This is a genomic window from Lactobacillus sp. M0390 (genome assembly GCF_016102085.1).
Lineage (GTDB): Bacteria > Bacillota > Bacilli > Lactobacillales > Lactobacillaceae > Lactobacillus > Lactobacillus apis.
On the sequence record NZ_JACFPH010000005.1, the window covers coordinates 49,121 to 72,538 of the forward strand.

General features: G+C 35.0%; 25 protein-coding genes and 1 tRNA gene. 4 read left to right on the plus strand and 22 right to left on the minus strand.

The features are described 5' to 3' along the window. The first annotated feature begins 426 nt into the window (after window positions 1-426). A complete protein-coding gene (locus H3R25_RS08125) occupies window positions 427-2,445 on the plus strand; it encodes a hypothetical protein (RefSeq protein WP_198194945.1) in 2,019 nt (672 codons plus the stop codon). Between the two features lie 55 nt (window positions 2,446-2,500). Here the strand turns inward: H3R25_RS08125 and H3R25_RS08130 are convergent, their stop codons facing one another. From H3R25_RS08130 to H3R25_RS08210, 17 genes are all read right to left on the minus strand, one after another. After that, a complete protein-coding gene (locus H3R25_RS08130) occupies window positions 2,501-2,902 on the minus strand; it encodes a PTS sugar transporter subunit IIA (protein ID WP_198194947.1) in 402 nt (133 codons plus the stop codon). A gap of 64 nt (window positions 2,903-2,966) precedes the next feature. Further along, a complete protein-coding gene (locus H3R25_RS08135; RefSeq protein WP_074426349.1) occupies window positions 2,967-3,785 on the minus strand; it encodes a PTS system mannose/fructose/sorbose family transporter subunit IID in 819 nt (272 codons plus the stop codon). Next, window positions 3,772-4,686 carry a PTS sugar transporter subunit IIC gene (locus tag H3R25_RS08140; protein ID WP_198194950.1) on the minus strand — a complete coding sequence of 305 codons (915 nt, stop codon included), beginning with the start codon at window positions 4,684-4,686 and terminating at the stop codon, window positions 3,772-3,774. Before H3R25_RS08140 ends, H3R25_RS08135 begins: the two co-directional genes overlap by 14 nt. Window positions 4,687-4,696: 10 nt before the next feature. Then, complete coding sequence (locus tag H3R25_RS08145) at window positions 4,697-5,185, minus strand: PTS sugar transporter subunit IIB (RefSeq protein ID WP_198189147.1); 489 nt, start codon at window positions 5,183-5,185, stop codon at window positions 4,697-4,699. A gap of 151 nt (window positions 5,186-5,336) precedes the next feature. After that, window positions 5,337-6,500: an SIS domain-containing protein gene (locus tag H3R25_RS08150; protein WP_198194952.1), complete on the minus strand. Its 1,164-nt coding sequence runs from the start codon at window positions 6,498-6,500 to the stop codon at window positions 5,337-5,339. Window positions 6,501-6,531: 31 nt separating this feature from the next. Beyond that, a complete protein-coding gene (locus tag H3R25_RS08155; RefSeq protein WP_074426396.1) occupies window positions 6,532-7,248 on the minus strand; it encodes a GntR family transcriptional regulator in 717 nt (238 codons plus the stop codon). A gap of 296 nt (window positions 7,249-7,544) precedes the next feature. Continuing rightward, window positions 7,545-7,772: a hypothetical protein gene (locus H3R25_RS08160; RefSeq protein WP_232349923.1), complete on the minus strand. Its 228-nt coding sequence runs from the start codon at window positions 7,770-7,772 to the stop codon at window positions 7,545-7,547. Window positions 7,773-7,812: 40 nt separating this feature from the next. Further along, window positions 7,813-9,231, minus strand: a complete 1,419-nt coding sequence (locus H3R25_RS08165) for a PTS transporter subunit IIC (protein WP_198194953.1) — start codon at window positions 9,229-9,231, stop codon at window positions 7,813-7,815. A gap of 20 nt (window positions 9,232-9,251) precedes the next feature. After that, window positions 9,252-9,566 (minus strand): PTS fructose transporter subunit IIB, encoded by a 315-nt coding sequence (locus H3R25_RS08170; RefSeq protein ID WP_187158713.1) that lies wholly within the window; start codon window positions 9,564-9,566, stop codon window positions 9,252-9,254. 12 nt (window positions 9,567-9,578) lie between these two features. Continuing rightward, entirely contained in the window at window positions 9,579-10,067 is a 489-nt protein-coding gene (locus tag H3R25_RS08175) for a PTS sugar transporter subunit IIA (RefSeq protein WP_198194955.1), read from the minus strand. Window positions 10,068-10,247: 180 nt separating this feature from the next. Beyond that, on the minus strand, window positions 10,248-11,246 hold the full coding sequence (locus H3R25_RS08180) for an NAD(P)-dependent oxidoreductase (protein ID WP_198194957.1): 999 nt from the start codon (window positions 11,244-11,246) through the stop codon (window positions 10,248-10,250). Window positions 11,247-11,447: 201 nt separating this feature from the next. Continuing rightward, complete coding sequence (gene lacB / locus H3R25_RS08185) at window positions 11,448-12,023, minus strand: galactose-6-phosphate isomerase subunit LacB (protein WP_122034360.1); 576 nt, start codon at window positions 12,021-12,023, stop codon at window positions 11,448-11,450. 11 nt (window positions 12,024-12,034) lie between these two features. Continuing rightward, window positions 12,035-12,463 carry a galactose-6-phosphate isomerase subunit LacA gene (gene lacA, locus H3R25_RS08190; protein WP_122034358.1) on the minus strand — a complete coding sequence of 143 codons (429 nt, stop codon included), beginning with the start codon at window positions 12,461-12,463 and terminating at the stop codon, window positions 12,035-12,037. Between the two features lie 22 nt (window positions 12,464-12,485). Then, complete coding sequence (locus tag H3R25_RS08195) at window positions 12,486-13,241, minus strand: DeoR/GlpR family DNA-binding transcription regulator (RefSeq protein WP_198194959.1); 756 nt, start codon at window positions 13,239-13,241, stop codon at window positions 12,486-12,488. Window positions 13,242-13,452: 211 nt separating this feature from the next. Beyond that, complete coding sequence (locus H3R25_RS08200; RefSeq protein WP_187158717.1) at window positions 13,453-13,779, minus strand: hypothetical protein; 327 nt, start codon at window positions 13,777-13,779, stop codon at window positions 13,453-13,455. Between the two features lie 369 nt (window positions 13,780-14,148). Further along, window positions 14,149-15,543, minus strand: coding sequence for a zinc ribbon domain-containing protein (locus H3R25_RS08205; RefSeq protein ID WP_198194961.1), 1,395 nt, complete (start codon window positions 15,541-15,543; stop codon window positions 14,149-14,151). Between the two features lie 21 nt (window positions 15,544-15,564). Further along, window positions 15,565-16,395 carry a DUF6574 domain-containing protein gene (locus H3R25_RS08210; RefSeq protein ID WP_198194963.1) on the minus strand — a complete coding sequence of 277 codons (831 nt, stop codon included), beginning with the start codon at window positions 16,393-16,395 and terminating at the stop codon, window positions 15,565-15,567. Between the two features lie 262 nt (window positions 16,396-16,657). Here H3R25_RS08210 and H3R25_RS08215 point away from each other — a divergent pair, with 262 nt between their 5' ends. Further along, complete coding sequence (locus H3R25_RS08215) at window positions 16,658-17,620, plus strand: D-2-hydroxyacid dehydrogenase (RefSeq protein WP_198194965.1); 963 nt, start codon at window positions 16,658-16,660, stop codon at window positions 17,618-17,620. A 129-nt stretch (window positions 17,621-17,749) separates the two neighbouring features. Further along, window positions 17,750-18,514 (plus strand): MerR family transcriptional regulator, encoded by a 765-nt coding sequence (locus H3R25_RS08220; RefSeq protein ID WP_198194967.1) that lies wholly within the window; start codon window positions 17,750-17,752, stop codon window positions 18,512-18,514. 77 nt (window positions 18,515-18,591) lie between these two features. Here the strand turns inward: H3R25_RS08220 and H3R25_RS08225 are convergent, their stop codons facing one another. The 3 genes from H3R25_RS08225 to H3R25_RS08235 form a co-directional block, all read right to left on the minus strand. Next, window positions 18,592-19,338 (minus strand): hypothetical protein, encoded by a 747-nt coding sequence (locus H3R25_RS08225; RefSeq protein ID WP_198194969.1) that lies wholly within the window; start codon window positions 19,336-19,338, stop codon window positions 18,592-18,594. A 40-nt stretch (window positions 19,339-19,378) separates the two neighbouring features. Further along, window positions 19,379-20,086, minus strand: coding sequence for a uracil-DNA glycosylase family protein (locus H3R25_RS08230; RefSeq protein WP_198189136.1), 708 nt, complete (start codon window positions 20,084-20,086; stop codon window positions 19,379-19,381). A gap of 170 nt (window positions 20,087-20,256) precedes the next feature. Continuing rightward, window positions 20,257-21,129: a DNA/RNA non-specific endonuclease gene (locus tag H3R25_RS08235; protein WP_198189135.1), complete on the minus strand. Its 873-nt coding sequence runs from the start codon at window positions 21,127-21,129 to the stop codon at window positions 20,257-20,259. Window positions 21,130-22,014: 885 nt separating this feature from the next. Between H3R25_RS08235 and H3R25_RS08240 the strand changes: the two genes are divergently transcribed. Continuing rightward, entirely contained in the window at window positions 22,015-22,197 is a 183-nt protein-coding gene (locus H3R25_RS08240) for a YlcI/YnfO family protein (RefSeq protein ID WP_198189134.1), read from the plus strand. A 236-nt stretch (window positions 22,198-22,433) separates the two neighbouring features. Here H3R25_RS08240 and H3R25_RS08245 read toward each other — a convergent pair. Together H3R25_RS08245 and H3R25_RS08250 are read right to left on the minus strand one after the other, a co-directional pair. Further along, window positions 22,434-22,506, minus strand: a tRNA-Thr gene (locus H3R25_RS08245). Between the two features lie 119 nt (window positions 22,507-22,625). Continuing rightward, entirely contained in the window at window positions 22,626-23,390 is a 765-nt protein-coding gene (locus tag H3R25_RS08250) for an NADPH-dependent oxidoreductase (protein ID WP_198194978.1), read from the minus strand. Between the last annotated feature and the right edge of the window lie 28 nt (window positions 23,391-23,418).

The following is a 23,418-nucleotide window of genomic DNA, read 5'->3' on the forward strand; positions in this document are numbered from 1 at the left end:
ATCACACTGTTTTTCAACACTTGCAATTGCTTGTAGTTTTAATGTTTTAACTTCTTTTACCTGCTCGGTTTCTTTCTGCTGATTAATTGCTCTTTCCTCCTATAAACTGATAGTTTTTAAGGTTTTCATTTAACAAGTCAATTGCGCGTAATTATCACGCTAATTAACAAATATTTGATTTTTATTAAAAAATATTAATAAAAGTTATTATAAGCTATTTTAAATGTCAGATAAATAGATAGTTGTGAATTAAAGGTCCAACCACTTATTTAGATTGCAAGGCATAAATTTTTTCCGGCTAGCTTCTTTTCACCGATAGCATAGTTTAAAAATGATTAATATTTTTTTAACTAATGTTCTATTTCATCAATAACTGCTATGATAAGTTTAAATAATTTAGCAGTTTTTATTATTAGGAATGAAATTATGAGCTTTATTTATACACTACGATACATGCTGGACCCACGGTCAAATACTCCAGCTAAAGATCAGAAACTAATTGATTTTGTAAAAAAAGGGCAAATTGACGACGTTGCGTTTTTCATTAACGGTGAGGAAATGAACCACAGTCATTTGACTAGAAATGAGACCGAGCGCTGGCTTGATGCAATTAAACCATTGCAGAAAGAGCTAGCGGAGATTGGCGTTACTACAAGTCTGAATCCTTGGACAACAATTATGCATTCAGATCGCGGCTATCATGTTAATCCTGAAATTGGTTTTAACACTTTTGTTGATTTTGACGGTAATAAGGCTAAAGACATGGCTTGCCCAGCCGATCCAAAATGGCGGCAGTACTTAGCCGAAACATATGCACAATATGCCAGTATTCATCCTCGCCGCCTCTGGCTAGAAGATGATTTTCGTCACTATAACCACTCACCACTAAAATTAATGTGCTTTTGTGATTATCACATGCAACTTTATAATCAGAAGTTACCACATGAAGAAACGCGCTCAGAATTTGTTGCCAAACTTTTGCAGCCAGGGGAACCGACACTTGAGCGAAAAGTTTATTTAGATCAAGCACGAATTGAAATGATTGAAACCGAGCATCTAATTGAACAGGCAGTTCATCAAGTTAGTCCAGAAACTGATTTGGCACAAATGACCTCCTATCCTGACTGGCATGCCCTAGAAGGACGCGACTGGAATAAGTTGTTCTCAGCCCAAGCAGGAGCAGGACATCCAAAAATTGCACGTCCCCATTTACCTGCATACAATGAAGTGGCTCCATTGCAGTACGGGCGTGCCTTTGAAGAGTACACACGAATAACTGCCGCTTTTCTAGGTGAAAATGCAGAGCTATATCCTGAGCTAGAAAGCTATATGTACTCACCGCTAGTTAAATCACTGTCATTTACTAAGTTCCAAATCATTTCCACTGCTTTAATAGGCAGTCAAGGAATTTTGCTAAACCTTTTCGATATGATGGGAAATGGTATTAATAATAGTTGGCAATATGCAGAAATGCTTGCGGAAATCAAACCATTCGTTAACCAATTAGTAGAAAACCGTCTGCCAATTGACCATTTAAGCGGCATCAAAATCTTAGTAGATCAAGATTCGAGCTATCACATACATACAACGACAGGTAAAGACATCCAAGAGCTCTTACCTCACGAAAAAAATTGGGCAAGTCTCTTGGGATCATTTAGTTTCGCCACAACAATTTTTCCACTTGCAGCAAATAGCCGTTTGACAGGTGAAACTCTTGCAATTTCGGGGCAACTGCTCCGCAATTTAACGAATACGCAAATCTCGGACTTAATTGCAAACAATCATGTTCTTCTCGATGGTGAGAGTATCCAAGTATTGCTTGATCGAGGCTTAGGTAGTTTATTACATATCAAAAAAGCTGAATGGCACCCTCATAGGTCAAATTACCAAGTGTTTGAACAAGCAGATGGTCATACTGTTGAAGGTGTCGATAACCCACGAATCACTATGCTGCAACAAACTGGTAGTTACTTAAAGTTGGAATATCAGCCGAATAGTAATGTCAGCATTTGGTCTTATGCATATAACTCACTTGATGAAAAGCTTGGTAATGTAATGGCAATAGTTGATGACCACATTCTTATCTTGCCGATAGATCAAGATCCTGCTCATGGTTGGGAAGCACAATTCACAACGTATAAACAGGGTCTATTACAGCAAATGATAAATAGCATTTGTCCAGCCGACTATTTAGTGGAAATGCCAAACGTTAAATTACTTGTACAAGAAGATCGTACAGCCGCATGGCTATCTAACTTTACCTTAGATGGTTACCAACAAATTAATTGGCATCTAGCCGCACCTCTTCCAAGTGACACAGTTACCATCATCAGAAAACATGGTAATAAGTTGGAAAGAAAGCAAGTTCAAATTCACATTGAACATGACATTGCTACAATTGACGAACCACTTAGTTCCTTAGAAACAATTCAGTTATGTTTTTAATCCAACTAAAAAGCCTAGTTCTTTAATAAGAACTAGGCTTTTAACTTAGCAAATTTTATTTTTTCATGTTGGCTAACATTTTAGTAACATCAACAATTCCTGCTTTACCCGCTGTAATCAAATCGGATTCTGTTCCGTTCATTTGACTGTTAAGCCATTCGATTACAAGTGGTAAATTCATTCCTGAAACCAAATGGATATTTTGGCCACTCATGATTATTCTACTTACCACATTAGCTGGAGTACCACCCATCAAATCTGCAAAAACTGTAATGTCTTCAGCATTCATTCCTAAAATTTGCTCTTCAAACTTTTGTTTAAAATCATCTGGACCTTCTGACGGTAGTAAACAAACTGTGTGCAAGTGCTCTTGTTCACCCATAATCAGTTCGGCACTGGTTTTCACACCTTCTGCCATGGTTCCATGACTAATTAAAATTAACTCTTTTTCTGCCATACTTTATCTCTCTATTTAATAATCAAATCATTTAAGATGTCTTAGTAACTGTCACTATATTCTATTATATCTTTGTAACAATTCCAAGACCACCTAGAATGACACAAAGTATTAAAACAATAAAGATTGCTTTAGTTGAAGTCATACCCTTCTTACCAAGCATCCAGTATACAAAGCCCACAACCGCAGCTGGTAATAACTTAGGAATAATCATATCCAAATTATTTTGAATATTCATTGTTACCTTACCAATTTGTGGTACCCAAGCAAATTTAATGTTAACCATCGTTGCAACTAATGCGCCAACCATGAAGACACCTAGTACAGTTGCTGAATCGGTTAAGGCATTAAGCTGATCTCTCATGTCAGTAACAAGTGAGACACCCTTACCATAGGCAAAGCGAAGTTGCTTCCAACGGAAGACACAGATTAACAAACATGCAGCAACCCAAATGATTACTCCAATTGGATTTCCTTGCGTAGCCATTGAAGCTGCCAAGGCACCAAAGATAGTTGGAATTAATGATGCAAAAATCGAGTCACCGATGGCTGCAAATGAGCCCATTAAACCAACTTTAATACCAGTTACAGTATCCTTACCTTCAATTCCTTCATTCTCTTCAACGGCAAGATCCAAGCCTGTGATAATCGTATTAAAGAAATTAGAAGTGTTGAAGAACTGCATATGCGTCTTCATCATTTCACGTAATTCAGGTGTATCATCACCATAAATTTTACGTAATTGTGGCAAAATCGTGTAAAGATAGCCACTGTTCTGCATTTTTTCATAATTCCAACCTAGTTGAAAGCCAAAGAGTGATCTCCGGTTAATCTGATTGAAATCTTGATCCGTCAATTTATATTTAGGTTTAGAGTTCGTCATCAGTAATCTCTCCTTCATCGTCAGAATCAGAATTTGCATTGCTACTCTGGTTTTCAGTAGTTTGGGTAGCACCCTTTGTAAGTGGGATGCTCTTATAGTGCAAAATTGCGAGAGCTAGTCCTAGCATTGCAATTGCAAGCATTGGTAAGCCATTGAAAATTGAAGTAAAGCCTTTATTAACTTGAGATAGGCCAGTTCCAAGAGCTTGAATACTGCTAAAGAGAACTGAGAACAATGTGGTAACCGTGAAACCCAAAATCAAGTATGCGGCATGCTTTTTAACTGGTAGATAACGCAATAAAACTGCAAAACCAACAGCTGGTAAAGTAGCACCAGCAACTGCTAATCCATTACCTAGCCATAATAAATCACCATTTAGTGCATTAGCGATGGTTTGTACAAGGCCACGTCCAAAGGCTAAAGCAATAAAGACTGGGACTGCACGAGATAAGGACCAAGGAATTGCACCATATAAAACATTTCGTTCAACTGCTTTATAGTTGATCTTATCTTGATCAATTAAGTGATCAATTCTGTGAGAGAAATAGGTATTTGCAAATCTAGCTAAAATATCCAATTCAATCATAATTGCAGCAACCGGAACAGCAATTGAAGAAATAGCCGTTTGTGGACTCATTCCTTTAACAGTAGTAGAAAAGGCTGTTGCTAAGACTGTACCAGTCGTTGCATCAATCTTTGATGCTCCACCAAAAGTACCGATTCCTAAAACGGTTAATTGCATTGAAGCACCAATGAATAATCCTGTTGGCAAATCGCCCATGATAATACCAGCAATTAAGCCAGCACCAACTGGTGTATTCAATGCTGAATAAACTTGTAGTTCGTCTAAAATTTCTAATCCTGCATACAAAGTAAGCAGTAATATTTGCCACCAAGCCATTTTCTTCCTCCTACTTCATTTTTTCATCAATTAATTTCATCAAGTCACGAGCATCAACACTAGGATTGAGCTGTGCAATCAACTTAACGCCCTTATTGGCAATTTCTCTGAAAGTCTGAGCTTCATCGGCATTAATGTTAACCTGTTTAGTTAACTCAGTAGTATCATCTTGTTTTGACATATTACCAACATTGATTGTATCGAGATCAACTCCTAAATTAAGAAGATCAAGAAACTTATCTGGCTTTTTGGCAACAAGAAACAATCTCTGATTGCCATAGCGATTCTTCTTTAAGTGATCAGCAGCTACTTCAGTTGGTAAAACACTTAATCTTGTAGTCATTGGTGTTGCCATCCTTAGACCGCTTTTTTGAATGTCGTCCTGTGCCGCTTTTTCATCAAGTACAATAATTCGCTCTACTTGCAAATTTGGTGTCCAAAGATTAGCAACTTGACCATGAACTAAGCGTTCATCGACTCTTGCCCCCACAATATTCATATTTCTTCCTCCATATCTTTATAAGGAAATCTAAATATTAATTAAAACGCTTTCACAATTTCATATTAAGGTACCAACCACTTTTTGTCAATATGCTCCTGATAAAAAGTTTACTTATAAAAACATTTTATATAGTAATGATTCTCTAAAACTAGAATTCATGAATTGTTACACCCTTGACAACACGGTTAACCGTACCTGTTGGTGATGGTGTATCAGGTTTATTATTAACTTTAATTGAAGTTAATAAGGCGATTGTTTGACCAAACATTACATCTGGCAGTGCCAAGTAAGCATCAGGTAACAGCTCTTCATCACTAAAGGTAAATGCCTTTCCTGAAAAGTTTTGACCGTCTTTTTCTTGTCCAACTGCCATTACTAATGGAACAATTTGGTCGTCTTTAATTTCATTTAAAATGTCTAAGTCATATTGTCTTGTGTACGTGCTGTTGGATACAAAGTCAAAAACAATGGTTTTCTTATCTAAAAATGACTTTGGACCATGACGTAAGCCCATCGAAGTATCAAATAATGCTGCTACTTCGCCAGCAGTTAACTCTAGAATCTTGAGTCGTGTCTCTTCTGCTAATCCACCTAAACATCCACTTCCAATATAGGCAATACGGTTAAAGTCAGTGTTAACCAAAGTTTGAATTTCATCTTCTCGTTCGATAACACTTTGACCCATATGTGCAATTTGACCTATTATTTTTTCCTTACGATCATCTGCTAACGTATCGAAAACTAGTAGTGCCATTAAGCTCATGCAAGAAAATGATCCGGTCATCGCAAATCCTTGATCAAGAGATTTCTCTGGCATCAATAGTACTAATCCATTAGCATCATCTTTTAAATCTTGAGCTAACTGTCCCTCAGGTGCACAAGTTATTGCAATTTGGGCCAAATTTTTGACTAGTTTTTTAGCTAATTCAACAGTTGCGACTGATTCAGGTGAATTACCACTACGAGCAAATGATACCAAGATAGTTGGAGTTTGCTCTTCTAAATAGTCTTCTGGTGTAGAAACTATTTTGGTTGTATCAATTGCCTCAAAATTGTACTTAGTACGATCGCCATTCTTTTGTAAATAAGGCATTATCATGTTTCCCACGTATGCACTAGTTCCTGCACCTGTGAAAATCACTCTTACTTTGCCCCATTGATTTTGAACTTGATTTAAAAAGTCAGTTATTTTTGCTTTATTATTCTGATATATTGACCAGGTTTCTTGCCATAATTCTGGTTGTTGTTCAATTTCACGTGTTGTAATCTTTGCACCCATTTTTGTTAATTCTTCATCAGTTTTAGTAAACATTTTTTTAAGCCTTCCTTAGTTGTTATAAATATTAAAATAAATCGTTATATTGTCTTGACCGATAAACAAATTTATCGCCTCGCGCTAACGAAATTGTGAATTCAATTGGCACATTTTTATCATTAATTGTTTTTCGGAAAATTTTCAAACTAGGCGAACCGACTTTTTCTGCCAAGTTTTCACTTTCTTCTTGGTTAAGACAAACTGCTTGGACATCTTCAAAAGCCATCACACTTATCTGATCATACTTTTCCTTCATTACATCATATAGAGGTTTGTCATTTAAGTCTGACAGTTCAAGTCCAGGAAATAATTTTTCTGGTAAATAAGATGTGCTAAAAATTCGTGGTTGATTATTAGCTAATCGTAAGCGGACTAATTTATATGCCTTTTCAGTCGAAGCCATATTTAGCTGTGTGGCAATATGTTCGTCAGGAACGATTAGCGACAAACTTTGATTTTGCGTTGAGGCCTTCTGCCCAATTTTTTTAAGTTCTTCAGTAAACGAGTACATCCCACCGATGTTGGGTTGACTTAAAAAGTTACTTGAAACGAAAGTCCCTTTGCCATGGAGACGGTAAATTAGCCCGCGTTCTTCCAAATCCTGTAAAGCAAGCCTAATCGTATTTCGACTAACGCTATACTTTACTAATAATTGGCGTTCGCTAGGCAATTTTTCATTAGGTTTCATTTGTCTAATCTGGTTTTCTAAATCTCGAATGACCTGTCGGTAAAGTGGTTTTTGCATTAACACACTCCCTTTCTCTTTAACTGGTTGATACCACTTAAAGCTTAGCAAAGAAAGCGTTTTATTTCAATCTGCTTTCAATTACTTTTTTACAAATAATTGTGTCAACTAAACTAATAGTCTACTGATTCTTACAATGTAGTCACCGGCTTTATACAATTCAATTGAAATTTCAAAAAATATAATTTAAACCTTTATATAATGTCTCTCACTATTTATATTTTTTGTAACTTTGAAAACTACTTATTTAGTCAAAAAAACCATTAGGTAAGTACCCCTAATGGTTTTTAAAGTTACTATTTAATTAATTTATTGCCTTTCCAATCATAGTATTTCTGACTAAGGCGATTTTTAGGATTATCGAATACAACAATTCGATATAATGCATAAATTGTGCCGACCATTGCAATCAAACTAGTAATCCAGTTTTTAAAAATTAACTGTAAAAAATTGATACCAATTACGACTACAGCCCAAAAGAAGATTTTATTTTGCCTTGCTCTTTCCTTTGAGGAACTTTTCATTTTTTTCAATCCAATCACCTTCGTCTTAAACTAAAATTTTTTAGGCTTGTTGCTCTTTTGCTTCATATTCTGCATTACGCTTCTTCATTTCTCTTGCATACCAGATAAACAGTAAGAGGTAAACAGCTAAAGCAATTAATGCGTAAACAATGAACATTCCTTGTTGTTTCCATGCATTACCAACCAAGTATGCCAAAAACTTTTCAACAGGACCTTCCATTGTAGTATCTGAAACTAATGTATGAGCTGGAATTGAGGCACCAACTGAGTGAGCCATATTAGTTACAAATGGTCCTACTAAAGTACCCGCCCATAAAAAGACTGGTAATTCAACCGTACCAATGATAATCATTCTAATTATTTTACCGCGAGTAACAACTAGTAATGCTGGTGTAACACCCATCGCAATAATACCGCCTAAAGGCATTAATCTGTTACCTGGTAAAATCATTGCTTCAAGCATCATAATTGGAGCCAAAACATTTGCTGCTGCCCAAATTTCAGAACGTCCTGCCAAGAATGGCCAATCTAAACCAATATTAAATGTACGACCTGAAAATTTCTTAGTTGCAAAATCAGCAATACCTTGTGATAGTGGTTCAACAGATGCGATAAACCATGAACCAATCACAGAAAACAGTTCAATACACGATCCTCCAATGAAAGAAAGAGTAAACATATCTTTCCAACCTTGTTCAGTAGCGAAATTATTACCAGCTAATAAAGAAACAAAAACTCCCAGATAAACACCAATTGCAAATCTGCTTCCCCAAAAACCAATTTTTTCATTTAACTTTGTTGAATCAAAATCAAATTTATCAAGCCACGGTAAGCATTTATCGAAGAACTTATTAAAGACCATAATAATTGGATTCATCATATAATTCATGTGGGTCGTGGTCATAGGATTGCCTTCAGGCGCATCCATTAGATCATTGAATGTCGGCTTCATTAAATCCGAATTAATAATTTTCATCGTACCAATAAATATAACCAACAAAGTCGAAAGCCAAAGTGGTGCTCCAACGTAAACACAAAACAGTCCTACAAATGCTAAATGCCATACATCAAAAATATCAACATCTAGAGTATTAGTTTTATTTAAAAGCAATAACACAACATTTAAAATAATCAGTACTAAAAGATAAAACAAGGTATATGGAGAGCCCCAAGTAATAGTTGCTAAAGGTGCCCAACCCATATCTTGCATATCCATATGGATACCAGTGTGTTTAACAAACTGCAGCATAGGTTTTTGGAATGCCGTAGTTAGCATATTCATTACATTACCAATTGCTGTAATCGCAATGGCTAATTTCAAACCACCTTCTAAAGCTTTAGTAAATTTGACACGGAACAACACAGCAATCAATGTCAAAACAATTAACATTATTGTCGCTGCACCCATATCAATTAAGGGTTTAAAAAGCGAATTAGCAAAATTAATTATTACGTTCATTCTTATTTCCCCTTGAAATTTTAGTTAGCAATAATTTCTTTAACAACTTTTTCGACATTATCATAAACTGGCTTAGCCATAGCTGGCATTCGATACAAGATAGCTCCAGCATCAATAAGTGGAACTTTAGGTGTAAATGCGAGATCGGTTTTAGCAATTGTCAAATAGCCATCATAATGAGATAACAATTCTTCATTAACATCTTTCACCATATACGCATCAACTTTTACGTTATAACCACGCTTTCTCATCTCTTCTTCTACTGCATCTTTTATTTGATGAGATGAATTTACTCCTGCGCCACATGCTGCAAGAAATTTTACTTCTTTACTCATAAATATCCTCCCCTAATGATTATTAAAACTATTGTTTAAAAACTGGAAGATCTTATCTTGATCAGTATAGTTAAACAACTCGGTTAATTTTGAAACTGGTGTTAGCCTGAGAAAGTCCATGATCTGTGCCAAAATGTTTGCTTGCCCTTCTGGATTATCATTTAAAATCATAAATAAAAATTTAACTGATAAATTTTTATCAGGCTCAATCATATTTTTAAATATAACTTCGTTTTTCAATGCTACTGGAACTATCAAGCAAGTATTGACAAACTCTCCCTCAGTATGTGGAACTGCTATATTAGGCAATTCCTTTGAAATTGGCGAAGTATCTATTCCTGTAGGATATTTTTCTTCCCTTTTAGTAATTTCATTGAAAAAACTTTCTTTAACTAAATCACGTGCAAATAAGCTCTTTGAAACCTCCTTAAAAATTGCAGTTGAATCTGTTGCATCGCTGACAAACACAGCTTCCACAGAAAATAGACTATTCTCTTTCACAAGCCAATCCCCCTTAAAAAATCGACAAGTTTTCGTTTTTGTTTGATTGTGTTAGTTTTTGTTCACTTGTCTACTGATATTATATTTAATAGCACTCAAAAATGCAAACGCTTTTTTATGCCATTAAAAAAGACAAGTTGGAATTTTAACCAACTTGTCTTTTCATTAACTTTGTCTTATTTAATCTAATTTAACGTCGTTGTCTGTTTTGCCAGTCTCTATAGCTTGATGGAAATTATCATAGCTAACTGCAATCATGTCAGTTAAAGCTGGACTGGTATATGAACCAATATGCGGGGTTAATAAAACTCTTGGATATAAATCAACTAGCGCTTTAGTTGTTTCGTCTGTAATTTTGCCCTTAAAGTCGTGTCCCAAGACTTCTGCTTCATTTGGTAAAACGTCGCTTGCAAACCCTGCAATATGCCCGGCTTTAATTGCAGAAATGATTGCGGCATAATCAGCCAATTCACTACGTGCAGTGTTAACAAGGACAGCAGTTTCTTTCATTTTAGCCAAAAATTCCTTATCAATTAAACTATCATTTTGCCCTGGAAAATAAGGAACATGAACTGAAACGATATCGGACTTCTCTAATAGCTCATCCTGACTAACGAAAGTAACATATTGCTTTGCAAAATCACTAGGATAAGGATCATAGCCCAATACTTTAGCCCCCATGCCACTATATAGTTGAGCTTCAGTGGCACCAATTCGACCAGTGCCAACAATTCCAACAGTACTGGAATGAACTTCACCTGAAAAAGTTGCAGTTGAAACACTAAAATTACCTTGTTCAGTCATGCTTGTTGCCAAAGCCGTATGCCGAAAAAGCATCATTCCTAATGTCATTGCTAGCTCAGCTACTGCATATGGTGAATATGCAGGAACTCGTGCAACTTCCATCCCATATTTAGCGGCTGCCTTTAAATCAATATGATTATAGCCAACTGTTCGAGTGAAAACATACTTGATACCCCACTCATTTAGCTTTGCCAAATTAATATCGTCCGCCTCACAATTTGCTCTGAGCAAAACCGCATCAGCACCCTTGGCAGTTTCAATATTTTCATGTGTTAATAATTCTGATTCCAGTTGTAAATCATAATCATATTTATTTAATTTTTTAAAATACTCTACTTCGTTTTCTCGCACACCATATGCTACAACTCTAAACATTAAAATTCTCCCTAACTCAAAACCCAAAAATTGTTATTGAATATAATAATAGCACATATTTTATCCAGCAAACTATAACGGATTAAGGTAATTCAATTCAACATGGCATTTTTATCATAAAAAAAACTATGATTTTTAGATCATAGTTCTTATGTGTGCGATTAAATTTAATTATTTTTTTTTTTTACTGTTCAGTTATTATTAGTCGTGGTAATAACCTTCTGCCCACTTTTTATTCTCTTCATCAAAAAAGTGAATATTATCTTTTTGTTCAGAATTCGGCTCAGCAATACCATTGATTTTTTCGATTAACTTTTTATTTTCTTCACTTGGCTCATAGTTGGCATTTAAGAATGAATCTACGATGTCAAAAATAAAATCGCGTCCAAGCACAATACCACCAAAGCCTAATACATTTGCATTCAATTCGCGGCGCGCATATACAGCCTGTGCAACGTCACCAACCATTGCTGCACGAACACCTTCGTTTTTATCTGCAGCAGTTGAAATACCAATACCAGTACCACAAAGTACAATACCTAAATCTGCTCTTCCATCAGCAACGTCTTCAGCTACACGCTTTCCATAAATTGGATAATGTGTTCTTGTGTTATCGTGAGTACCTTCATCAATAACTTGATAGCCTTCATCTTTTAAATGATCAGAAATTGCCATTTTCATAGAAGTTACAATATGATCATTTCCCAAAGCAATTACAGTATGCTTATCAATCTTAGGATCAACAAATTCTGGCTGTGGTCTATCATTTTCTAACATTTGCAGTCTCCTTAAATCATTTCTTCAAGCATGTCCAAGCGAACTTGATGACGTCCGCCTGCATATTCTGTATCTAAATAATGCTGTACAATCGAATAAGCCAGCTTTTCACCTACAATTCCACTACCAAGTGCAATTGCCTTTGCGCCATTATGCATAGCGGTCATGTGAGCTGTTCTTTCCTCGTTCACATTTGCTGTAACCATGCCTTTAACTTTATTCGATGCCATGGCAGAGCCAACACCATATTCGTCAAACATAATAGCCTTCTTAATGCCATTGTCTAGCACTTCATGCGTAACTTTTAAACTAGACTCAATAAAGTCTTCAGCAGGTTCTGGCGTGACGTCTACAACATCATAGTCGTGCTTTTCCAGATACTCTTTTATCTTTTCTTTTAAGATAAAACCATTTTCGTCACTACCAATGACAACTTTCATAGTTGTATCTCCTCTCAATAAACTACTTATAAATAGTCGTAAATTGACTGTACTGTTTTTCCAACTCAGGCGCAATTTCATGGTTAGTGATTAAACCATCTACGTTACGTAGATCATAAAATTGATGAAAATCACTATGATCTAGCTTAGTGTAATCTGCAACAACAAATTTTAGTTGAGAATGATCTAGTCCTATACCTTCAGTTTGACCTTCTTCTAAGTTAGCTGTTGTCATGGCAGAATCCTTAATACCATTAACCCCAACAAAACCAATCGAAAATGACATGGTTTTTAATTCATTGTTAGCTAATGCTCCTAAAAACGCACCACTAATTCTTCTGTAGGCACCACCAACCATGATTAAATCATAGTCATTCATATTATTTTTGGCAGCTTCAAAAACCGGTAACGAATTAGTGATAATTCTTAATTTCTTTACCTTAAGATTTGCTACCATCAATTCCAAAGTGGTCCCTGGACCAACAAAAATAGAATCGTTTTCATGAATCAGATTACAAGCGCGCTTTGCAACCTCATCCTTTTCTTTATTATGAATCTCACGTTTTTGTTTATAACTCTTTTCAATCAAACTTTGATCAGACAGCAATTGAGCTCCGCCATGAACACGTAATATCTTATTTGCTTTATGAAGCTCGTTAAGATCTCTCCTGATTGTCATGTCAGAGACTTGCATGCTTTGAGCTAATTCATCTACTGTTACAAACTTTTGAGTATTGACCATTTGCAAAATAGTCTTTATTCTTTCACTTTTTAACATTGGTTACCTACTTTTAGAATTAGATTAAGCAACTAACTTAGTCAAACATTATTATAATTGTTCCTTTTTGTTTGTCAATGTTTGAAATTGTTCAAAGATAGTTGGCTACTTTTTCTTTTATTGTACTAACCTTTTATAAATTAAAACAGTTTTTTTAGGTATATAAAAAGCACACTTTGCAATTAAGAAGGTGTGCTTAAAATTTCATCGACTAATTAAAACTCCGTGAAATTGGCCAATTATGCTTTGCTTCAGCGGCCGAATTCACATAAAAATCCTCTGGCGTTAGTTGCGTTATTTCGCAAAATTCTTTAATCAAAACTGGACGGCTTAATTGTGACCAAAGACGTAAATTAGCTTGATCATCCGTTTTAGCCCAATAGCCAAGTTTGTTCAATTCTGGATGTTTTTTAACATCTATTTTTAAACCATTTTTCAAGGCGAACCTGTATATAGAGCTCCAAACTAGCTGCTTACCTTTATAACTCTTTGACAGTTGAGTAGAAGACTGATTTGATTTCATTGATGAACTCATCATATAACCTCCTAGCCTATATAGTTATAGTTATTTATACTTTTAGTATAGCACCTTTTAAGCAGGTATTACTGCTAGCCTAACGATGTAGGAATTTTTTTCCTTGGTATTTCTGAAATGCTGGATAGTGATCTTGGAAAAGACATAGTTAATAAGATGAAAATAAACGAAAACAGAGTCTATAGAAATGGTATTAAAATTAACTCTCACAGCATTGATGTTCTTTTTTGTAGTCCTGATAAAAACTTGTGTCTACATCTTGAAAACAGGTTAACCATCAGAATCAACGATAGAATTTAATTTATAAAAAAAAGAGTCCAGAAAGTTGTCTAACTTTCCGGATTCATTTCAATTTATAGTCAATATACGTATTTAATTGTTATATTTCTTATCACTAATAATCTTACCGTTACCAATTGACTTGATCTTTTGTGAGTCACTCTCATCCCCATCTTGGTGGAAGACGGCACCTGAATATAGCATTACTTGCTTATGCTCATAATCATCATGTTCAAAAGTATAAGTTATTTTGTAAACCACATTACTGCAATTTCCTGGAGCAGGTGATACCGAAACGACATTACATTCCATATCGTATTCAATAATATCATCATCATCGTTAAAGTTACCAACTTGACCATGAAGTTCTTGATATCCCTTGTTTTCTGCTCCACCAACAAAATCATCCTCATCTGGTGAATTAAATGCATTTTGTAGCATACTTTCCGCATCATCTTGGCTGATTAAGCCAGGCCATTCGGGCTTAATTACATTACTGCTACTGTCATCATCATCGTCAAAGCCAAGTTCATCGTAGTCAATCACCTTTGACTTGATTTCGTGACCACCAACTTTGATAACCACATAGATTTTCATATCATCAGTAGCAGGATAGTCCTTAAAGTCCTTTGTTCCATCTTTACCAACAGTGCCAGCTTTTTTATCATTGATATAAATGTCAGCACCTGCAACACTTTTAATCATGAAGTTAACTGTCTTAATGTTCATGTTAATGGCATCATTAGAAAAAATATTGGCTGTCTTTTCAGCTGCTAAGTTATGTCCTGAAGCAACTGACTTAACAGTTATATGATACTTACCTGGGAAAAGTGGATCCGTCTTTTTATAATACTCTTCCCCATTACCATTAACGCCGCCAACCTTTTTACCATTAACATAAATAGTCGAATTAGCGTGGTTTGTTTTAATCTGTGGCGAAAAAGTTTCAAACTTTAATGTGTATTTAGGGAAAAACAATAAATAGCGTCCCGACTGTACGAGCGAAACATTATCATAGTTATCACTATATTTAAGTGCCTCCCCCATCTGGTCAGCGGCTTTACTGTGGCTAAAATAATAATTCTGAGTTGGTTTTAAGGCAGCGTTTGTTACATGAACTGCTGGATTATCTGCAGTCACATATTGCGCCATATTTTCATGTGGATTTTTCAAATATGCTGTAATTTGATCAACTTGATTTTGACGTTGGTAATGGTTAGAGCCCCAAGCATAAAAGGCAATAAATGCTACAACTAAGATACCAAGACATGAAAAGATAATTTTATTCTTCTTTTTCATCGGTTGACGATTGACTGTTGTCGCAAGCTCATTTTTAGGTACACTTGTGCTCTTTTGGGTACCTTTCTTAGCACGATATTCCTGTCTGCTCTTTTTTTTGGCAGCTATCCTAGCACCACAGTTAGGACAAAATTCATCATTAGGCTTAATTAACTTGCCACAGTTGGGACAAAATTCAGATTCACTCATTTTTCTCACACCATCCATAAACTACATTGCGCCATTGATTCCGGACATGAATTCGTTAATAATCACGCGCAGAACCGAATTATAAATAATCGAATTAACAATTATGGTGCAAACAAAAATGATACCAAAAGCAATTAACATTCCATAAACTTTATCTCGTACTGCACCCTCGTGTGCTAATAAAGTTACTTCTTGCCCAATAAAGAATATCACTATCATTAAAAGAATTAGGAACAAAGAGAACCTAATACTATTAAGACCTAAGAGCATTAATAAAAAGAAGATTGCGGTAAGAATCAAGTTTAAATTACTTGCATGCGTGCTGGTATTTACAAAAGCAAAAAGGTTAGGATGACCATTATAGACAAATTTATATGCAGCAAAATGCGCTAAGATTATGATCGCTTCAAAAACTAAAATAATAATAAATACTCTGAAGACGATATTAAAAGAAAGGTCATAGTTTCCCCAACCCCGAGTACTAACCCCAAAGCTGCTAGCAAGGCCAATTGCACCAGTAATAAGTGCCTTAGCCAAAAAGTATAATCCTAAAATAAAAAGAAGATCTTCAACTAAAATAGTTACCCAGCCATACCAACTTTCAGTTGGTAAATTATTTTGCGCTGGTTTTTGCCAAGATTCCACTAACCATTGCCAGTAATGTTGGAAACGACCAGTGGAGGGGATTTGTGTCTGAACTTCCTCTACCGGTGCGGTTTCAACTTTAGCAGGCTCAGTGTTGGTTTGCTTAGTTTCTTGACCCAGATTAACATTACGCAAATCTGCACCACATTTCGTACAAAAGTTGACGTTCTTTTCCATTAGAGCGCCACACTTAGGACATTTTTTCATTACTAACTCCTTCTATATTCAGTAACAACATATACTTATTCGCCACTTTAATAACTGCATGTTTTTAGTTAACTATCTTATACTCCAAAATTCTCCCACAGTTTTTTAAAGTAAAAAGATACATATAATCACAGCAATAAAAGTGTCATACTAATCAATTGTAAAATTATCTAAAAACGCTGTCAATTTAGTTGCAAAATTAATTTTACTTGAGCAGATTATAGTAAAATATGTATTATTGATAATTAAAGAGGTTCGAGAAATGAAAATTGTAAACTTAGATAGCTATGCGTTAAATCCTGGAGATCTTGACTGGTCGCCTCTCAAAGAATTGGGTGACTGCACCTTTTATGATCGAACTCCAGTAAATGACGATAATGAAATTTTAAAACGAATTGGTGATGCCGAAATCGTTTTGACCAATAAAACTCCTCTTGACGAGCATGTGATTTCTACTGCTCCTAATCTCAAGTATATTGGTGTAACTGCAACAGGCTACAATGTAATTGACACTGAAGCTGCAACAAAAGCTAACATCCCCGTAACCAATATTCCTACATACGGCACTGATGCAGTTGCTCAATTTACTTTTGCCCTACTACTTGAAATTACCAGCCACGTGGGACTACACAATCAACTTGTGCATGATGGTCGTTGGAGTAGCAATCCTGACTTCACATTTTGGGCTAAACCATTAATGGAATTGCAGGGTAAGACCCTTGGCTTAATTGGATTTGGTAGTATTGCCAAAAAAGTAGCCGAAATTGGTCATGCTTTTTCTATGAATATCATCTTTTATAATCACCGTCCTAAAACAGATTTACCTAATTATGTAAAACAAGTCAGCCTGGAAGAGCTATACCAACAATCTGACATTATTAGCCTACACGTTCCGCAAACTCCAGAAACCACAGAAATGATAAATCAAGAAGCAATTAGTCAAATGAAAGACGGCGTTATCTTGATTAATACAGCACGTGGCGGATTAATCAGTGAAAAAGATGTTGCAGATGCGTTAAACGATGGCAAGATTGCTGCTGCCGGAGTTGATGTCGTCCAAAAAGAACCAATTTCAGCTGACAGTCCACTTCTTTCTGCTAAAAACTGCTACATTACCCCTCATATTGCATGGGCACCTCGCGAGACTCGCAATCGTCTTTTAGGAATCGTCGTTGATAATCTTCAGGCCTTTTTAAATGGCGAAAAACTAAATGTAGTAAACTAGACGCCATAACAAAAACCAGTATTCTAATCAGAATACTGGTTTTTTATTGATAAAAAATTAATTCCGTGCTTGACCTTGACGTTACGTCAACCAATATACTTGATTTTGCAAGTGAGGAGATTTTTAACCATGTCATATTCTATCAATGAACTAGCAAAACTAGCTGGCATTTCAACTCGAACTTTACGGTACTACGATAAACAGGGACTTTTAAAAGCGCGCAGAGACCCCGTAAATAATTATCGCTACTATGAAGAAACTGAAGTTGATCAACTTCAAAAAATACTATTCTTAAAGCTATTTGACCTGCCACTAGAGCAAATTAAAAAAGTTATGCAAACTTCACCAGAAACTCAATATCAAGTTTTACGAAGTCAGCGTAACAAATTAGTTGCAGAGCAACAATATCTGGATGATTTGATTAAGAATTTGGACAAAACACTTGCAACAATGAAAGGAGAAACACAAATGACAGACACTGAAAAATTTGCCACACTAAAAAAAGAGGTAATTAAGAATAACGAAAAGCAATACGGCATAGAAATTAGAGAAAAGTATGGCGACGCCCAAATAGATCGCAGCAATCAAAAGTTCAATTCTCTATCAGAAAATGAATTTTCACATTTTAAAGAATTATCTGCTGAAATTTTAACTGAACTAAAAAATTTGGCTAATACTACTGATATCAAGCAACCCGCTGCTAGACACCTGTTTGATTTACACAAAGAGTATTTACTAACTTTATGGCCAAAAGACCAATATTCTGCAAAAGCACATAAGAATCTCGCCAAGATGTACATATGTGACGAACGTTTTAGTAAATATTATGAAGAAGGCACTGGCAATCCTGAAGCTGCGAAAACGTTGAAAGCAATCATTGATTACTATGCATAATTCATCAAGTTAAGAACAAGAAAAAACAAGGGTAATGAAGGCTTCAAGCTTACATTACCCTTATTTTCTATTATCAGTCAGGATTCTAAATTCTTAAAACCGTTTCTGCTCCATAACCACAATGGATTTTGCAGGTCTGTTGGGACAAATTCAGTTCCCTGCAGTTCTTTCGCCCAGGCATCAATAACATAAGTTTGTACTTTTGAGCTTTCCATTTGTTCTTTAGTAATCAAACCTAATTTGTAACTAGCTCTGATTATATGACGATCAGCAGCGATGTATATATCGTTAGTGTTTTTCAAAGGAATTGCAGTGTAATTGCTAAGAACATACAGCCAATAATTACATAGCTTGGCTCCAGACAGATAAGGAAATTTTTTCTTAGCTTCTTTTTGCATAAAGTATCTGATTTTATTCACATCATCAGATAAATTTCTGGCAAAATTGATAATATTACCATCAGATAAATCAGTGAATGTCTGACACAATTTAAGCCAGATATTGGTTTGCTTATTCCTTTGCAGTGCAAGTCTATACTTGGTTAAGGCTTCCTGCACTTCTTCATAATCAGCATTTATGACCTTATTAGGTGAAAAGACAAAATTCGTTTCAGAATCTTCATATGTTTTTAGGGCACTTTCCCACAGAGTATAAGAATTTCTTTGAGAATTTAAAGCCATTGGCAAAGTGAAATAAAGTGCATTTTCATTCGAACTAGAATCAAGGCCTGGATTAGTATCCTCTGGCAGACTAGTATCACCAAGTTCACCATTCTGATACTTTTGATAAATTAGTCTTGCTTTTTCAAGAATTACATCAGACATATATTGTTAACCTCATTTCTTTACAATCAGTTAATATTTGCTAACTTTTTAAAGCTCTTAGATACTTATCCAAATATTCTTCTTCATCCCTAGGATGATACTGCGTAATAAAACGTGGATGCTCTAGTGGAGTGATTTTCTTGAATAACTTCAATTCTTTATTGATTTTATTCAACTCCTGAAAATTTTCACCACTACCAATGCAATAACATACCGACGTATCAATTCCAAACTCAACCTGCACTTTAAGTGCTGAAATTATAAAGGTAAGTAATTTATTTTCAACCTGCTTATTTTCATAATAGTTGCAATTTACACTGTTGCCTTTTGAATTAATCTTACTTATTCCTAAGGGGCAAACAAAGTTTAAGTAAAAATCGCTATAAAATTTTGTTCTCCCACCATATTTATCTATGACTCTATTTAGAAATGTAGAAGACGCATTACTTACATGAAAATTTTCTATTGAAATTCCTGTTTCTTTTTGGAGATTTTGAGCATCTTCAAAGGGAACTCCAGTTATGGCCGAACCTCTTCTTGCTGGTGAACTGCCTAATATTAGGCGGCGCTTGTTATTGTCATTAAAATATTTTCCGTAGAACAGTTTTACCAATTGGAAAACTTGCTTTTTATTTCTACCTCTATAAGGATTTATTATTTTATATGATTTAGGTATCTCAAGCGTTACTTTACCTAGTTCTTTATCAAAGTCGATAACTTTTTCCGAAAAAGCTTTCTCTTGTTCCATAAATGCCTTTTTCCATTAAGATATAAGCTCATACAATTAAATTATAGCATATGTGCATAGGTATAATTTACGTATTTTATTTTTACTACCAATATCTAACAAGGCACTGCACAGTACTTTAAATAGTCCTTTTAGTTATTAGAATTCCAAGTCTATTTCAAAAAACACTTCTAGTTTTCAAAATTAGTGTCGTTACTTTCTTCTGCACGACGTAAACTTTCTTGTCGAACAGCTTCGCGCCGTAAGTATTTTTCACTATTAAGAACTGTAGCAGCACCAGTAAGATAATCTATATCTAGCAGCGGAGAATCATTATCTAAAATTACTTGGGTTACTTTACCCTTCATTTTTAGTCCACTTATAGGTAACTTAATCTTAGTTTGTCTATTTGCCGGCGTAACGCCCACAAAGCTTAGTAGCACCTTACGGGCAACTAATTCATCTTGATAATATAAAGGAATTACAGCATAGTCGAGTTTACTTTGGGGGTGCTCGTTAATCCACTTGCGTAAAAAGTTTTCATAATAGAGCATTGCCTTTGAATTAGTATCATCCATACCAGTAGTAGATCCTTGATTCAAGTAAGCCGTCTCTGTAATTAAGTTACGCTTTTCATCATTTAAACCTGAAAATTGGTAACCAACTAAATGCCCTCTGTTAAAAGCCCAAGCAGTATATGGTTTGCCATTCTTAGTAGTTTCAATTTTATAATTATGCCAACCACTTGGATTAACAGTTAGCCTTGGTGCACGGGGTTCAGTAGGCAATTCTGAGCGTTTTACTTGAATATGACTACCTTGGGCACGACCTAAATTATCTAAGTCCAACAAACTTAGTTTTCTTTCCTCCTGATATGACCACGGCTTTATAAATGCCGCTTGCGTTTTATTGGGTGACAGCTTTATCTCTTTTGGCTTACTTGTCTTAGTTACCTGCTCAGACTCAGCAGCTGTAGCCGTTAAAGTTACATCATTTGTAGTTTGATATCCTGCTATTAGTCCAATCGCAACTAAAAATGTTGTTAGAAGTTTTCTATATTTCATTAGTTTAGACTTCTCCTTTTAAAATCAGCACCTTTATTATTAGTGCATTCTAGTGTCATTTTAATAGTATATTCTTATAACTGTATAAAAAATTATGACTAGCTAGTCAAGATACCAAGCGGTTAGTATGGTTGCTTTATAAACTTAGTGCAGTAAAAACAATTTCTGCTTTAACAATACATACATGGTTAACCTATCTCATCACTTAGCAATCACAATATATCATAAACTAATCATACTGCAATACTATATAAGGTACTATAAACTCATTATTTCAAGCTACAAATCGCAAACGTGTCAGTGATTAATCTTTATAGTTTTTCTCAAAAATTTATTTATTCTATTTAAGACAAGAAAAAACCTCTCAAAGAGATTTGAATACACTCTTTAAAAGGTTTTAACTCATATTAATTTATCTTATACTATTTCTACCTGCAACATTGCTTTATCAAGAGATATCTTGCTCTTAAAGTAATTGCAGGCTGTATCAACTTGCATTATATACTTTTGCCCTTATAGCAGCTTTGTTATTCATGTTACAAAAAGACGGTACTTAGTTTCTGAAACTTATCAACCAAAAACTAAGTATCACCATGCAGCAAACCTTTATTTTTCAAACATTAACTTTTTTCACTTTGATTTATTATGATTCACCATAAAATGTTCGCATAAAGGCAGCTCAACGTATAACATCTTTACTTTACAATATCCCGCCTTTCTTGAATCACAGCTTTAAGCTTTGCTGAATGCTTCTTCATTAAGTAACTTAGAAATTATCACCCATGATAATATCTTCATTCAATTTCATTATAATTAGCACTGCATTTTGCAATGCATATTTATAACAGAACTCACAATATAATTGACTTGCAGGAGGTGATTATATTGGTGTTCAAAATAAAATCTAGCCACAAAGAAACAGAAAACAAGACAATTAGGTTTCCTTTAAGCCTTACTCAAGAAATTGAGCAGGCAATCAAAGGTGAAGATGTAACTTTTTCAAGTTTTGTCATTCAAGCGTGTGAATACGCCTTAGATAATATGGAAAAAAACTCACAAGAAAAATAATAAAGCTAATTCACACACACTATATTTTATACTATGTATTACATTTTGCAATACATATTGCAATATATTATAGACACAAAAGACTATGTAAATTAATCTCTATTCTTTTTAAAAAAAATGGTACATGTTTTATAAAACGTGTACCATTTTTGTCCACAAATTCAAAATAAAAAGTCTCGACTACTAACATAAAGCGCAAGTAATCAAGACTTATCAAATTTAATTATATAATAATATGCTGATTGCCAGAATCGAACTGGCGACCTTTTCTTTACGAGGGAAACGCTCTACCAACTGAGCTAAATCAGCGCTTTTTACAACGTATAAATTATACCAGAACAAGAAAAGCCGTGCAATTGAATACACGACTTTTCTTATTTAGAGTAGACTACATAAGCTACTGGCAACTTTTCCACAAAAATCAAATTTTAGTTTAATTTCCAGTCTAAGCACAATTCTTGCTTGTGTAAAAGTTCAGGTAACTCATCACGGTCAATTGCCTTTGTATTTAACTTTTCACCCGTAATTTGTTTAGTAAATGAATCAATTCGTTTATTTGTATCACGCAAATCATAATAAGTTGTGACAACTTGATCGTAATCTCTCAAATTATCCACAGCAAAATCACGCGGATACTCATTTTCAAAGGTAGTAAATTCTAGTGGCAAACGTGGTTTTAATTGTGGCTCTTGATCAGGCACACCTACTTGCATCCCTAAAGCTGGAAAAGTCAGTTTAGGCAAGTCCAATACATCTAACATCGCCAACGGATGATCATTAATTGTTCCAAGTGGCACGTAACCTAAGCCCATGCTTTCCACAGCATTAGCCACATTTTGCCAAGCAAGCAGTGTGTCATCCAACCCCTGGAAGAAGATGTCAGTAGTGTGAAGGCGACCATCATCCTTACCTAACTGCTGCCGAATTTGTTGATTTCGGTATAAATCAACTACAAAAATAAAGAGATCTCCTTGTGCACCAACATATTTTTGCCCGCACAATTCTCTAATTTTTGCTCGTTTAGTTTCATCAGTAATATGTAAAAGCGTTGCATTTTGCATAAATAAACTTGTCGCAGTATGTTGAAAAACTGTGTATAAAGTCGTTAACTGCTCCTCAGTTAATTGTTGATCTTTAAATTTACGAATCGATCGATGGTTGACTTGTTGATCAATTGTTGCATTATGAATCATTTGACTACTTCTTTCCATACTATTTTGA

Coding starts and splice junctions, on each gene's coding strand:
- H3R25_RS08180 (WP_198194957.1), bottom strand. CDS start 11,246: ATGTTTAGAGTTGTAGCATATGGTGTGCGAGAAAACGAAGTAGAGTAT.
- H3R25_RS08125 (WP_198194945.1), top strand. CDS start 427: ATGAGCTTTATTTATACACTACGATACATGCTGGACCCACGGTCAAAT.
- H3R25_RS08165 (WP_198194953.1), bottom strand. CDS start 9,231: ATGAACGTAATAATTAATTTTGCTAATTCGCTTTTTAAACCCTTAATT.
- H3R25_RS08135 (WP_074426349.1), bottom strand. CDS start 3,785: ATGACGAACTCTAAACCTAAATATAAATTGACGGATCAAGATTTCAAT.
- H3R25_RS08220 (WP_198194967.1), top strand. CDS start 17,750: ATGTCATATTCTATCAATGAACTAGCAAAACTAGCTGGCATTTCAACT.
- H3R25_RS08235 (WP_198189135.1), bottom strand. CDS start 21,129: ATGAAATATAGAAAACTTCTAACAACATTTTTAGTTGCGATTGGACTA.
- H3R25_RS08225 (WP_198194969.1), bottom strand. CDS start 19,338: ATGTCTGATGTAATTCTTGAAAAAGCAAGACTAATTTATCAAAAGTAT.
- lacB (WP_122034360.1), bottom strand. CDS start 12,023: ATGTTAGAAAATGATAGACCACAGCCAGAATTTGTTGATCCTAAGATT.
- H3R25_RS08205 (WP_198194961.1), bottom strand. CDS start 15,543: ATGAGTGAATCTGAATTTTGTCCCAACTGTGGCAAGTTAATTAAGCCT.
- H3R25_RS08130 (WP_198194947.1), bottom strand. CDS start 2,902: ATGGCAGAAAAAGAGTTAATTTTAATTAGTCATGGAACCATGGCAGAA.
- lacA (WP_122034358.1), bottom strand. CDS start 12,463: ATGAAAGTTGTCATTGGTAGTGACGAAAATGGTTTTATCTTAAAAGAA.
- H3R25_RS08145 (WP_198189147.1), bottom strand. CDS start 5,185: ATGAATATTGTGGGGGCAAGAGTCGATGAACGCTTAGTTCATGGTCAA.
- H3R25_RS08150 (WP_198194952.1), bottom strand. CDS start 6,500: ATGTTTACTAAAACTGATGAAGAATTAACAAAAATGGGTGCAAAGATT.
- H3R25_RS08230 (WP_198189136.1), bottom strand. CDS start 20,086: ATGGAACAAGAGAAAGCTTTTTCGGAAAAAGTTATCGACTTTGATAAA.
- H3R25_RS08155 (WP_074426396.1), bottom strand. CDS start 7,248: ATGCAAAAACCACTTTACCGACAGGTCATTCGAGATTTAGAAAACCAG.
- H3R25_RS08195 (WP_198194959.1), bottom strand. CDS start 13,241: ATGTTAAAAAGTGAAAGAATAAAGACTATTTTGCAAATGGTCAATACT.
- H3R25_RS08140 (WP_198194950.1), bottom strand. CDS start 4,686: ATGGCTTGGTGGCAAATATTACTGCTTACTTTGTATGCAGGATTAGAA.
- H3R25_RS08200 (WP_187158717.1), bottom strand. CDS start 13,779: ATGATGAGTTCATCAATGAAATCAAATCAGTCTTCTACTCAACTGTCA.
- H3R25_RS08170 (WP_187158713.1), bottom strand. CDS start 9,566: ATGAGTAAAGAAGTAAAATTTCTTGCAGCATGTGGCGCAGGAGTAAAT.
- H3R25_RS08250 (WP_198194978.1), bottom strand. CDS start 23,390: ATGATTCATAATGCAACAATTGATCAACAAGTCAACCATCGATCGATT.
- H3R25_RS08210 (WP_198194963.1), bottom strand. CDS start 16,395: ATGAAAAAATGTCCTAAGTGTGGCGCTCTAATGGAAAAGAACGTCAAC.
- H3R25_RS08215 (WP_198194965.1), top strand. CDS start 16,658: ATGAAAATTGTAAACTTAGATAGCTATGCGTTAAATCCTGGAGATCTT.
- H3R25_RS08160 (WP_232349923.1), bottom strand. CDS start 7,772: ATGAAAAGTTCCTCAAAGGAAAGAGCAAGGCAAAATAAAATCTTCTTT.